Source organism: Nocardioides perillae (assembly GCF_013409425.1).
In the GTDB taxonomy this organism is placed as follows: domain Bacteria; phylum Actinomycetota; class Actinomycetes; order Propionibacteriales; family Nocardioidaceae; genus Nocardioides; species Nocardioides perillae.
The window spans coordinates 239984-252732 of sequence record NZ_JACCAC010000001.1 but is presented as its reverse complement, the minus strand read 5'-3'; the positions used below and the strand labels follow the sequence as shown (position 1 = coordinate 252732).

The 12749-nt window shown below is 75.3% G+C and carries 10 protein-coding genes; 8 read left to right on the top strand and 2 right to left on the bottom strand.

From position 1 onward, the window contains the following. The first annotated feature begins 14 nt into the window (after positions 1 to 14). The 5 genes from BJ989_RS01220 (at position 15) to BJ989_RS01200 (ending at position 5903) form a co-directional block, all read left to right on the top strand. Positions 15 to 1013: a helix-turn-helix domain-containing protein gene (locus tag BJ989_RS01220; protein ID WP_179516667.1), complete on the top strand. Its 999-nt coding sequence runs from the start codon at positions 15 to 17 to the stop codon at positions 1011 to 1013. A gap of 189 nt (positions 1014 to 1202) precedes the next feature. Further along, on the top strand, positions 1203 to 2996 hold the full coding sequence (locus tag BJ989_RS01215; protein WP_179516666.1) for an FAD-dependent oxidoreductase: 1794 nt from the start codon (positions 1203 to 1205) through the stop codon (positions 2994 to 2996). Then, positions 2993 to 4108 (top strand): maleylacetate reductase, encoded by a 1116-nt coding sequence (locus tag BJ989_RS01210; protein ID WP_179516665.1) that lies wholly within the window; start codon positions 2993 to 2995, stop codon positions 4106 to 4108. The genes BJ989_RS01215 and BJ989_RS01210 overlap by 4 nt, the downstream gene beginning before the upstream one ends. Next, positions 4105 to 5040 carry a dioxygenase family protein gene (locus BJ989_RS01205; protein WP_179516664.1) on the top strand — a complete coding sequence of 312 codons (936 nt, stop codon included), beginning with the start codon at positions 4105 to 4107 and terminating at the stop codon, positions 5038 to 5040. Before BJ989_RS01210 ends, BJ989_RS01205 begins: the two co-directional genes overlap by 4 nt. 44 nt (positions 5041 to 5084) lie before the next feature. Further along, entirely contained in the window at positions 5085 to 5903 is an 819-nt protein-coding gene (locus tag BJ989_RS01200) for an enoyl-CoA hydratase-related protein (protein ID WP_218848660.1), read from the top strand. Between the two features lie 101 nt (positions 5904 to 6004). Here BJ989_RS01200 and BJ989_RS01195 read toward each other — a convergent pair whose 3' ends face one another. Together BJ989_RS01195 and BJ989_RS01190 are read right to left on the bottom strand one after the other, a co-directional pair. After that, complete coding sequence (locus BJ989_RS01195) at positions 6005 to 6466, bottom strand: hypothetical protein (protein ID WP_179516663.1); 462 nt, start codon at positions 6464 to 6466, stop codon at positions 6005 to 6007. A gap of 511 nt (positions 6467 to 6977) precedes the next feature. Further along, on the bottom strand, positions 6978 to 8297 hold the full coding sequence (locus BJ989_RS01190) for an HNH endonuclease signature motif containing protein (RefSeq protein WP_179516662.1): 1320 nt from the start codon (positions 8295 to 8297) through the stop codon (positions 6978 to 6980). A gap of 633 nt (positions 8298 to 8930) precedes the next feature. Between BJ989_RS01190 and BJ989_RS01185 the strand changes: the two genes are divergently transcribed. The 3 genes from BJ989_RS01185 (at position 8931) to BJ989_RS01175 (ending at position 12746) form a co-directional block, all read left to right on the top strand. Further along, positions 8931 to 9773 (top strand): 3-hydroxybutyryl-CoA dehydrogenase, encoded by an 843-nt coding sequence (locus BJ989_RS01185; RefSeq protein ID WP_179516661.1) that lies wholly within the window; start codon positions 8931 to 8933, stop codon positions 9771 to 9773. 469 nt (positions 9774 to 10242) lie between these two features. After that, positions 10243 to 11301, top strand: a complete 1059-nt coding sequence (locus tag BJ989_RS18510; RefSeq protein ID WP_179516660.1) for a PAS domain S-box protein — start codon at positions 10243 to 10245, stop codon at positions 11299 to 11301. A gap of 80 nt (positions 11302 to 11381) precedes the next feature. After that, positions 11382 to 12746 carry a DUF2254 domain-containing protein gene (locus BJ989_RS01175; protein ID WP_179516659.1) on the top strand — a complete coding sequence of 455 codons (1365 nt, stop codon included), beginning with the start codon at positions 11382 to 11384 and terminating at the stop codon, positions 12744 to 12746. Positions 12747 to 12749: the final 3 nt, after the last annotated feature.

Sequence of the window (12749 nt, the reverse complement as noted above, 5' to 3'; positions counted from 1 at the left end):
CGTAGGCTCGTGGCATGACGTCGGTCACACCTCGCGCGCCGGTCGGGCGCGCTCCGGTGGCGTTCTCGACCGCGGGCCTGCCCGACCACGAGCGCGTCGAGCTGTGGGAGAGCCACAACGCCGAGGCGCTCATCGGGCTGCGCTGCCGCACCCTCACCGCGGCGGTGCTCGAGGCGGCCGAGGTCAACGTGCAGCTCGACCGGGTGCACCTCGCGCGGGTGCGCGGCACGGCCCACGTGGTCGAGCGCGACGAGGAGCTGGTGCGGCGCCGGCCCGCCGAGTCGGTCGCGCTGTTCTTCAGCCTGGTCGGCGAGGCGTTCTTCTACCACGACGACGGCGTGCGCACGCTCCAGCCGGGGCAGATGCTCATGTGCGACGCCGACCGGCCGTTCATGCGCGGCTTCTCCCGGGGCCTGGAGGAGCTGGTCGTCAAGGTGCCGCGCGACGTCTTCGCCGAGGTCACCGGCATCGAGGAGGTGCGCCAGCCGCTCGTGGTCGGCTTCGCGGCCGAAGGCGCCAACTCCTTCGCCCACACCCTGGCCCGCCAGGTCGGGGCGGCCACGCGCGACGACGACCCGAGCCCCGTCGACGAGGGCACGCTGCTGCAGCTCCTCGGTGCGCTCACCGGCAGCGACCGCGCCGACCTGACGGCCGCCCACCGCGCGGCCGCGATGGCCTACGTCGACCAGCACCTGCGCGAGCCCGGCCTCTCGGCCACGCAGATCGCGGCCGGCGTCGGCCTCAGCACCCGCCACCTCTCGCGCGTCTTCGCCGAGGCCGGCACGAGCGTGCCCCGCCACGTGCTGCAGCGGCGCCTCGAGGTGGCGCGCGACCTGCTCGTCACGCCGGCGGCGGCCTCGATGACGATCGCCGAGGTGGCCCACCACTGCGGCTTCACCTCGGCGGCACACTTCTCCAGCGCCTTCACCGCCCGCTACGGCGAGCGCGCCACCGACCTGCGCCGCCGCGCCACCGCCGCGCGCACTGCTGCCCGCACCGCCGCCCGGTCCTGACGCGCTGCCGGTCGGGCACGGCGTACGCCGTCGAGGGCGGTCGCGCCGACGGTGCGGCACCTTCGTGGATCCGCCACCCTTCGCCCTTCCCGCCGAGACGGTCGTCACACCTTGGGGCCCGCCCCCGGCCCCCGGAGACTGGCGAGCACGCGGCCCGGCGCACGCCCGGCGCGAGGAAGGTGACCTGCGATGCCGACGTTCGACGACGGACTGACCGAGACCGCGCTGCCCACGAGCGCCGTGGTCGAGACCGACGTGCTGGTGGTGGGGTCCGGCCCCGCGGGGTCGGCCGCCGCGCTGGCGCTGTCGACGCTGGGCGTCGCGACGACGGTGATCACGAAGTACCGCTGGACCGCGAACACCCCCCGGGCCCACATCACCAACCAGCGGGCGATGGAGATCTTCCGCGACCTCGGCATCGAGCAGGACGTGCTCGCCGACGCCACCCCGCACCACCTCGTCGGCGACACCGTCTTCTGCACCTCGATCGCGGGTGAGGAGATCGGGCGCATCCACACCTGGGGCACGAGCCCGCAGCGCGAGGCCGACTACCAGCTGGCCTCGCCGTGCCTGACCGTCGACATCCCGCAGAACTACCTCGAGCCGATCCTCGTGCGCCACGCGGCCGAGCGGGGCGCGCAGGTGAGGTTCTCCACCGAGTACCTCTCCCACACCCAGGACGCGGACGGCGTCGACGTGCAGGTGCGCGACCGCATCACGGGTGCGACGTACACGATCCGCGCGAAGTACCTCATCGGCGCCGACGGCGCGCGCTCGAAGGTCGCCGCCGACCTCGACCTGCCCTTCGAGGGCGCGATGGACATCGCCGGGTCGATGAACATCACCTTCAAGGCCGACATCGCCGCCTTCTGCGACCACCGCCCGTCCGTCCTCTACTGGGTCATCCAGCCGGGCTCGAACGTCGGCGCCGGGCTGGTGCGGATGGTGCGGCCGTGGGACGAGTGGCTCATCGTCTGGGGCTACGACATCGCGGGCGAGCCGCCGGTGGTCGACGAGGCCGAGGCGGTGCGCATCGTGCGCAACCTGCTCGGCATGCCCGACCTCGAGGTCGAGATCACCGGCACCTCGCTGTGGGGCAACAACGAGATGTACGCGACGCACCTGCAGCGCGGCCGGGTCTTCTGCGCCGGCGACGCGATCCACCGGCACCCGCCCAGCAACGGCCTGGGGTCGAACACCTCGGTGCAGGACGCCTACAACCTGGCGTGGAAGATCGCCTACGTCCTGCAGGGCCACGCCGGCCCCGCGCTGCTCGAGACCTACTCGGCCGAGCGCGCCCCGGTGGCCGAGCGGATCGTGAAGCGGGCGAACCGTTCGAGCCGGGAGTTCGTCGACCTCTTCGCCGCGCTCGGCGTGCTCGAGGCGGAGACCGAGGAGGAGATGCTCGCGGCGATCGAGGAGCGCAAGGCCAACACCCCCGAGGGCCTGGCCAAGCGCGAGGCGCTGGTCAAGGCGATGGAGCTGAAGAACTACGAGTTCAACGCCCACGGCGTCGAGCTGGGCCAGTTCTACGACTCGACCGCGGTGCTCTCCGACGGGACGCCCCGCCCGGAGCCGACGCGCGACCCCGACCTGTACTACGAGGCCTCGACCGTGCCGGGCTCCCACCTGCCCCACGCGTGGGTCGGTGACCAGGTCCGCAAGCAGGCGATGATGGACCTCGCGCCCTACACCGACCTGACGGTCATCGCCGGCATCGCCGGGGAGGCGTGGGAGGCCGCGGTCGAGACGCTCGCCGCCGAGACCGGGCTGCCGCTGCGGTGCGTGGTGATCGGGCCGGGTCGCGAGGTCACCGACCTCTACTACGACTGGTCCAAGCTGCGCGAGGTCGAGGAGAGCGGCGCGCTGCTCGTGCGGCCCGACAAGCACGTGGCGTGGCGCTCGCGCACCCTGCCGGAGGACCCGGTCGGCGCCCTGCGCGACGCGCTCACGCACGTGCTGAGCCGCGGCGCCCCCGCATGACCTGGGACTTCGTGCACGAGACGCTCCCGCAACGGGTGCGCTTCGCGACCGGCCGGGCAGCGGTGGCGACCGCCGAGGAGGTCGAGCGGCTCGGCGCCCGTCGGGTGATGCTCGTCGCCGGGCCGGCCGAGGCCGCGCTCGCCGAGCGGGTGGCCTCGGGCGTGCCGGTGGCCCACGTGCACGACGAGGTCGTCATGCACGTGCCGGTCGCGGTGGCCGAGCGGGCCCGGGCCGCGGCAGCGGATCACGAGGTCGACGCGGTGCTCGCCGTGGGCGGCGGGTCGACGACCGGCCTGGCGAAGGCGGTGGCGCTCACCTCCGGCCTGCCCGTGGTGGCCGTCCCCACGACGTACGCCGGGTCGGAGGCGACCGACGTGTGGGGCCTGACCGAGGCGGGGCGCAAGACCACGGGCACCGACCCGCGCGTGCTGCCGCGTGCCGTCGTGTACGACGCGTCCCTGACGACCTCGCTGCCCGTCGGCCTGAGCGTCGCCTCGGGCCTCAACGCTGTGGCGCACTGCGTCGACTCGCTGTGGGGTCCGCGCGCCGACCCGGTCGACGCCGCGCTGGCCGAGGAGGGGCTCCGGGCGCTGGCGACCGGGCTGCCGGAGGTGGTCGCGGACCCCGAGGGCCTCGCCGGGCGTGAGCAGGCGCTCTACGGCGCGCACCTGGCCGCGGTCGCCTTCGCCTCCGCCGGCTCCGGGCTGCACCACAAGGTGTGCCACGTGCTCGGCGGGCGCCACGACCTGCCGCACGCCGAGACCCACGCGGTCGTGCTGCCGCACGTCGCCGGGCTGAACCTGCCGGCGGCTCCGGGTGCGGCCGCCCGCGTCGCGCGCGCCCTCGGGCGGGGCGGGGCCGCGGAGGCCCTCGACGGGTTGTTCGCGCTGGGGGAGCGGCTCGGCGCCCCGCGGGCCCTGCGCGACCTCGGCCTCGCCGAGGACGACCTGCGCGGCGCGGCCGAGGCGGTCGCTGCCGTGGTGCCGCCCGGCAACCCCGTCGACGTCACCGTCGACGACCTCGAGCGAATGCTGCGCGACGCCTGGGCGGGCACGGACCCGCGCGAGGCCGTGCACACCGCACCTCCGACCACGACAGGAGCCACCCGATGACGCTCGACGACACGACCACGCCGGCCACTGCGGCCGCTGCGGCCTACGCCGCCCCCGTCTCCGCAGAGCAGCGCGCCCGCGAGGAGGAGCTCGTCGCCCGGGTCGTGGCCTCCTTCGACGGGGCCGAGGACGAGCGGCTGCGGATACTGCTGCAGTCGGCGGTGCGGCACCTGCACGCCTTCGTGCGCGAGGTGCGGCTGACCGAGGCGGAGTGGGCGGCCGGCATCGACTTCCTCACCGCGGTCGGCCACCTGACCGACGAGCGGCGCCAGGAGTTCATCCTGCTGTCCGACACCCTCGGCGTCTCGATGCAGACCATCACCGTCAACAACGAGGCGCACGGCGACGCCACGGAGGCCACCGTCTTCGGGCCGTTCTTCGTCGAGGACGCACCGCACGTCGAGCTCGGCGGCGACATCGCCGGCGGGGCGAGCGGACAGCCCTGCTGGGTGGAGGGCGCCGTCCGCGACACCACCGGGGCGCCGGTCGCCGGCGCCCGGATCGAGGTGTGGGAGGCCGACGAGGACGGCTTCTACGACGTGCAGTACGACGACGACCGCACGGCCGGGCGGGCCCACCTCTTCAGCGACGACGACGGCGGGTTCCGGTTCTGGGCGGTCACCCCCACGCCGTACCCCATCCCGCACGACGGGCCCGTCGGCCGCATGCTCGCGGCCACCGGCCGCTCGCCGATGCGCGCGTCGCACCTGCACTTCATGGTCACCGCGCCGGGGCTGCGCACCCTCGTCACGCACATCTTCGTGCGCGGCGACGAGCTGCTCGCCAGCGACAGCGTCTTCGGGGTGAGGGACTCACTGGTCAAGGACTTCGAGGAGCAGCCTGCGGGCACCCCGACCCCCGACGGTCGCGACCTCGGCGAGCGCACCTGGGCGCGCACCCGCTTCGACGTGGTGCTGGCCCCCGGGGGCTGACCGGGCCAGACTGCGGAGGGCCCCGCCGACCGCCAGGAGGACCCGTGACCGCCGTCGACGACTGCCGCCCGACCCCCGACGCCTCGCCCGCACCCACCCCCGGCGCGCCGCGGGTGACGCGGGAGGGTGACGTCACCACGATCACGATGGCGCGGCCAGAACGGCGCAACGCACTCTCGCGCGAGCACCTCGAGCAGCTGCTCGCGGCCTTCCGCGACGTCGCCCGCACCGACGCCGCGGGGATCGTGCTCGCCGGTGACGGCCCGGTCTTCAGCGCCGGCCACGACTTCGCCGACGTGGCGGGCCGGTCGGTCGGCGAGGTGCGGGCGCTGCTCGAGGTGTGCACCGAGCTCATGGCGACGATCCAGTCGGTGCCGCAGGTCGTGCTCGCGCGGGTCCACGGACTGGCGACCGCCGCAGGTTGCCAGCTGGTCGCGACGTGCGACCTGGCGGTGGCGGCCGAGTCCGCCGGGTTCGCCGCGCCGGGCGGCAAGGGCGGGTGGTTCTGCCACACCCCGATGGTGGCGATCGCGCGCAACGTCGGGCGCAAGCGGGCGATGGAGCTCGCGCTCACGGGCGACGTCGTCGACGCGGCGACCGCGCTGGAGTGGGGCTTGGTCAACCGGGTCGTGCCCGACACCGAGCTCGACGCCGCGGTCGCCGAGCTGCTGGGCCGAGCCACGCGGGGGTCGCGGGCCAGCAAGGCCTGGGGCAAGAGCACGCTCTACGCCCAACTCGACCGGCCCGAGCGAGAGGCGTACGCCCTGGCGGTCGAGGCCATGGCAGCCGCGAGCCAGGCGCCGAGCGCGGTCGAGAACGTCACCGCGTTCCTGGAGAAGCGCCGTCCGACCTGGACCGACTGACGGGCGCCGCCGGAGCGGGGCGTGACCGGGGTGGCGGGGGTCCGGGGTGGCGGCGTGGCGGCGTGGCGGTGACCGGGGTGGCGGGGGACGGGACGCGGTCGTCAGCCGTCGTCGCGCAGCCCGCCGACGGGCACGAGCGCGCAGGTGACGCCGCCCGCCGCGGTGTCGGCGGCGAGGCGCTCCTCGTCGAGCTCGCCGTCGGCGTCGAGCGCGGCCTCGGCGAGCAGCACCAGGACCTGCTGCGCCTCGCCGACGCGACGCGACCACGCCGGGTCGCCATGCGGCACCGGCACGCGACTGGCTCCGACGCGCGGACCGATCTCGACCACCAGCTCCGCACGGTCCTCGCCCAGCGGTTGGAGCACGCACCCCTGAGCCGCGGGCGGTCGCAGCACCACCTCGGGACTCACCGGTCGGAAGCCGCGCACCGCGAAGAGCCGACGCACGGCGTCGAAGCCCTCCCCGGCGCGTGACGCGACCGGGGTGAACTGCACGACGAGACGGTCCGGGTCGGCCACGACGGCCCACCGGTAGGACGGCGCGGGCGGCGGGGGCAGGCTCACCCGCCCAGCCTGCCAGGCACGCGTCGCCGGACTCCGACCTCGGCCGTCCTGTTGGCCTAGCAGCGAGCCCCAGAGAGGCGCCCCGCTGGCCCCGGCTCTGGGTGTCGAGGAGGGCCGCGGGTCGGCCTCGAGACCGCCGAGGGGTCGCGCGCTGGGCTCGTGTCGAGGGGTCGCGCGCTGGGCACGCGCCGAGGGGTCGCGGGCTGGGCACGCGTCGAGGGGTCGCGCGCTGGGCACGCGTCGAGGGGTCGCGCGCTGGGCTGGCGTCGAGGGGTCGCGCGTTGGGCATGCGTCGAGGGGTCGCGCGCTGGGCACGCGTCGAGGGGTCGCCCGCTGGCCTGCGGTCCCCGGTGGTCGACGGAGACCGTCGGGCCTGGTCTCGAGGCCGCCGCGGCTGCCGGCCGCAGGGGTCGGCGACGGGGGTCGGCGGCGGGGTCGGCGGCGGGGGTTGGTCGGGCAGGTGTGTACGCCGTGCCGGGCGGTGTGGGTGGGTCTGGTTGCGTCGGTTGGCTCAGGTCCGCATGGGTCGGGTGCGGGCGAAGGTGATCCGGTGGCGGTGGTAGGTGGTCTCGTAGGCGGGGTCGTGGGCGCGGGCGTGGTGTCTGGGGCAGAGCAGGTAGCCCTCGGCCAGGTCTGTCTTGCCGCCGGCATGCCAGGGGGTGCGGTGGTGGGCGTGGCACATCGAGGGCGGCCAGTCGCAGCCGTCGGCGGTGCAGCCGCCTTGGAGGCGTGCGAGGGTGAGGCGTTGGGTCTTGGTGAAGTAGCGCCGGGTGCGTCCGACGTCGAGGGGCTGCGATGCCCCACCGAGCACGACCGGCACGATCGCAGCGCCGCACGCCCACAGGCGGGCTTTCGCGGCGGTGATCCGGGTCCCGGTCGACAGGGTGGCCGGTGCGTCGGCCCCGGGGCCGTGGCCGGTGAGCTGCGCCAGGTCGAGGGTGACGGTGACGGTCGCGTCGACCCCACCCGCCTGGGTTGTCGTGGTGGCGGTTGCCCCGGCGGCGGAGCGGTGGCGGGTGCGGACGTACTCGCAGAACGCCTGCCCGCGCCGCAGCGGCCGCGGGACCCGGTCGCCATGCTGATCGACCGGCACCGGGTCGGTGCCGTGGGCGGCGTGGTGGTGACGGGGCGCGGTCAACGCATCGAGAGCGGCCGCGAGCATGTCGGCTTCCGCGGCGGGGATGGTGAACCGCCCACGCGCCTTGCCCTGGCCGTCGCGGGTCATCGTGAACGAGGCTGCCGCGGCGGCTGCTGCTTCTTCGCGTTCGAGGCGGTCGCGTTCAACGTCGTCGGCGATCTCGGGGGCGACGACGTCGAGGATCCGGTCACCGAGTCGTTTCAGCTCGACCGCGTCGAACAAGGCGGCCAGCTCGAGGAGGTGGGCGCGGGCAGCGTCGACCACTGCGACCCCGACCCGATCCACCGGCAGCGCGTCGACCGCGCGGGCGATGACCTCGGCCTGCTCGGGCAACACCCCACCTGTGCTCATCGCCGCGAGCACGGTGCCGTGCCGTGCCTCCAGCGCAGCAGCGTGGCGCACCAACGTCACTGACTTGGCGCGGGTCTGATGGGTCAGCTTGGCCCAGTGCGCCCCGGTAGAGGTCGCACCCGTGGCGTCACCGACACCCGCACGGTCCGCGGCGGCGACCGTGGTGAGCTCCAGCGCGGCGAGGCGGGCACGACACTTGGCGAGCTCCACCAACGCGACCTCGGCCTCACCCGGCGACAGTGACCAGGTCGGCGTACCCGCGGCGTGGTCGAGGTCGGTGTCGAGGCAGGCCAGCGCGACCAGCAGCGGGTGCTGCGGGGCGGGGTCGCGGTGGTCTGCCATACCGCCTAATCAACCACCTGCCACCGACAGTCCCGCCCGACTCCGCGGGGGCCCGGATTGCGCTGTGGAGAACGGATCCACGACGGTCGCCGGTGGACGGGAAGTGGCGCAGTCCAGGCTCTGTCAGCCGGCTCGGGACGGCCTCGGCGGGCCACCCCGAGACCCGAGTGACCCAGCGCGTGACCCTTCGACGCGAGCCCAGCGCGTGACCCCTCGGCCGCAGCCCAGCGCGTGACCCCTCGACGCGAGCGCAGCGCGTGACCCCTCGGCCGCAGCCCAGCGCGTGACCCCTCGGCACCAGCGCAGCGCGTGACCCCTCGGCGCGAGCGCAGCGAGTGACCCCTCGACGCCAGCCCAGCGCGCGACCCCTCGGCCGCAGCCCAACGCGCGACCCCTCGACGCGAGCCCAGCGCGCGACCCCTCGACGCGAGCCCAGCGCGTGACCCCTCGACGCATGCGCAGCGCGCGACCCCTCGACGCCCGGGCGCCGCGTCGACCCCGGGGGCGGCGCGGCTTCCGCTACCGACCGGTACGCCGTACCGTCCGCAGCGGACCGGGTGCCACCCGGCGAGCCGCGCGCCCGACCCCCAAGGCGCACGGGCGCAGACGCACGCGAGGGCGAGGAGCCGGGCAGTGGACAAGGTCGGAGTCGTCGGGTGCGGCCTCATGGGCGCGGGCATCGCGGAGGTCGCGGCGCGCAGCGGCGGCCACGTGGTGGTCGTGGAGTCCAGCGAGGAGGCGGCGAAGGCGGGCCTGGCCCGGCTCGAGGCGTCGCTGGGCCGTGCCGAGGCGAAGGGCAAGGTCGACTCCGCCGCCGACGTGCTCGCCCGGATCGCGGTCGAGACCGACCTCGAGGCGCTGGCCGACCGCGAGGTCGTGGTCGAGGCGATCGTCGAGGACGAGGACGCGAAGGTCGCCCTCTTCCGCCGGCTCGACGAGGTCGTCCGCGCCCCCGACGCGATCCTCGCCTCCAACACCTCCTCGATCCCGATCATGAAGCTCGGCGTCGTCACCTCCCGCCCGCAGCAGGTCATGGGCGTCCACTTCTTCAACCCCGTCCCGGTGCTCCAGCTCGTCGAGCTGGTGCCGTCGCTGCTCACCGGCCCCGAGACGACCGAGCGGGCGCGCACGTGGGTCGAGGGCTCGTTGGGCAAGCAGGCGATCGACTGCCAGGACCGCGCGGGCTTCGTGGTCAACGCGCTGCTCATCCCCTTCGTGCTCTCGGCGATCCGGATGATGGAGTCGGGCTTCGCCACGGCCGACGACATCGACCGCGGCCTGGTGCTGGGTGCCGCCCACCCGCAGGGCCCGCTCGCGCTCGCCGACCTCATCGGCCTCGACACCGTGCAGGCCGTGGCGGTCTCGCTCTACGAGGAGTTCAAGGAGCCGCTCTACGCCGCGCCGCCGCTGCTCGCGCGCATGGTGGACGCGGGCCTGCTCGGCCGCAAGACCGGACGCGGCTTCTACACCTACTGACCTCCTGCGGGGCCGGTCGACCCGGTCGCCGGGGGTCGCGCGTCCCTGCTGACGGCGGACGCGGTCCGGTCCTACGATGGGGCGCCCGTCGGCGCACCCCCGAGCGACGCGGGTCGGGAGGTGCGGTGGAGCTCGCCCGCCACGAGCTGGCGCCCGAGGCGCGCAGCGTCTCGCTCGCGCGCCGAGCCGTGTGCTCCCTCGTCAGCTCCGCCGGCGCCGACGAGTGGCTCGACGCCACCGCGCTCGCCGTCTCCGAGGTCGTCACCAACGCCGTCGTGCACGCGGGCGCCGGCCTCACCCTCGCCGCCTGGGCCGACGCCGACGGTGTGCGGGTCGAGGTGGGCGACGCGAGCCCGCACCTGCCCGCCCCCCGGCAGTACGCCGTGACGCCGGCACCGGCCGCGGCCTCCTGCTCCTCGACAGCAGCGTCGACCGCTGGGGGTCCACCGCCGTCGCGGGCGGGAAGGTCGTGTGGTTCGAGCTCGGCAAGCCGGTGGAGGTGCCCGGCGCGGTGCGCGACGGCTGGGTGGACGCCGCGACCCAGGTGCCCGGTGACGACCCGGGCGGCCCCCACGACCCTGCCCGCCCCGGCGAGGTCGTCGTGCGGCTGCGCAACGTGCCGCTGCTCATGCACTGGGCCTGGCAGGAGCACGCGCAGGCGTTGCTGCGCGAGCACCTGCTCCACACCCTCGACACCGACCCCGGTGCGCTCGACCACCACGTCGACGCGGGCGAGGCGCTGACGGTCCTCCGCGACCAGCTCCCCGTGCCGGACCTGCCGAACGACCCCGACGAGCTGCTCGCCGACGCGCTCGAGCCGGGCGTGAGCCTCCCGGAGGTGGAGGTCGTCGTGCCGGCGGCGTCCGTCCCGCACTTCGCGACGCTCGACGCGGTCCTGCGCGCGGCCGGTGCGGCAGCCCAGGCCGGGCTCTTCCTCGGCCCGCCCACCCAGCCCGAGATCGCCGAGATGCGGGCCTGGCTGTGCGCCGAGGTGGCCCGGCAGGCCGGGACCGGCGGCGAGCCGCTGCCGTGGGCACCCCGGGTCGAGGCCGGGGTCGAGGCCGGGGTCGAGGCCGGGGTCGAGGCCGGGGTCGAGGCCGGGGTCGAGGCCGGGGTCGAGGCCGGGGTCGAGGCCGACGCCGCGTCGGCCGCCGACGGCCTGCGGCGCGACGCCTACCGCCGGCTCGTCGAGACCGACGAGGCGCTCATCGCCACCGACGAGGCGAGCGTGATCGTCGCGGTGAGCGCGACCGCGGCGACCTTCCTGGGCTACCGCTCGCCCGACGAGCTGGTGGGCCGACGCGTCATCGTGGTCGTGCCCGAGCGCTACCACCAGGCCCACATCGCCGGCACGACGCTCCACGCGACCAACGGCCGTGACCAGCTGCTCGACGTGCCCCTCACCGTGCCCGTCGTGCGCGCCGACGGCACCGAGGTGCACGTCGAGCTGCGGGTGGTCCCGCGCCGCCTCGACGACGAGCACCGCGTCTTCGTCGCGACGTTGCGCCTCCCGACCGACGCCGCCTGATCCCCGCCCCGACGCGCGCCCCGGCCCGTCGGCTCGGCCACCGCCAGCACGACGTCCACGACAGCGAGGAGACCCACCCGATGCCAGGTGACGTGCGCCGCGGCCGCGAGCGCGGCCGGTGGTCGACAGGAGGCCTGTGGACCTGGCCGGCGGTGGCCGTGCTGCTCGGTGTGGCCGCCGCCCGGTCGCTGGTCGAGGTGCCGGTGCCCTTCGGCTGGCCGCGGACCATCCTGTGGCCCGGTGACGTCGAGTCGCTCTCCGCCCTGCTGCAGGTGCTGGCCACGACCACCATCACCGCGACGACGCTCACCTTCTCGATCACCGTGGTGGCGCTGCAGCTGGCCTCGCAGCAGTTCTCGCCCCGGCTGCTGCGCGAGTTCACCCGCGACCGCGTCACCAAGCTGGTGCTCGCGGTGCTGCTGGGCACCTTCGCCTACAGCATCACCGTGCTCCGCGAGCTCCGCGCGGTCGACGAGGCCCCGGCCGCGGCCGCCTTCGTGGCCGGCGTCCTCGCCCTGGTCTCCCTCAGCGCCCTCATCGGGCTGATCGCCCACATCGTCACGATCCTGCGCATCGACACGATGATGCTCTCGGTCAACGGCGAGACCCGCCGGGCGATGGCCGCCTCCTACCCGGCGTACGACGCACCCCGCGACGCCCCGCCCGTCGAGGCCGCGCGACCCGAGGGGCAGGGCGCCCTGGTGCGGGCCGCGGGCGGCGGCTTCGTGAGCGCCGTGGACGTGGCCCGCCTCGTCGGCGCGATGCGCGAGCGGCGAGCCTGCACCGAGCTGCTCGTGCGCCCGGGCGACCACGTGGTCACCGGCGCGCCCGTCGCACAGGTGTGGCGGACGGCCGACGGCAGCGCGCCGCCGCAGGACGAAGACGCCCACGACGTCGGCGACGCCGTGCGCGCCGCCGTGTCGCTCGGCTACGAGCGCACCTTGGAGCAGGACGTCGCCTTCGGCTTCCGCCAGCTCGAGGACATCGCCGTCAAGGCGCTCTCCCCGGGCATCAACGACCCCGTCACCGCCGCGCACGCGATCGGCCACATGGCCGAGCTCGTGGTGCACCTGCTCGGGCGCCGGCTCGGCCCGGTCGTGCACGCCGACGACGCCGGCGAGCCGCGGGTGCTGATGCCCGACCGCGACCTCACCTACTTCCTCGACCTGGCGTGCGGCCAGGTCCGCCGCTACGGCTCCCGGGAGCCGACCGTGCTGGCGGCGCTGCTGCGGCTGCTGCGCGACGCCGCGGCGGCCGCGCGCGACGACCACCAGCGGGCGGTCGTCGAGGCGCACGCCGACGCCGTGGTCGCCGCCCTCGACGGTGCTGTCGCCGACCACGACGCGGCGCCGGTGCACGACCTGCGCCAGCGCGTCGGGCTCGCGCTCGCGGGCGACGTGCGCGGCGCCTACGTCGACCGGGCGGGGGAGACGAGGTCCATCTGACTC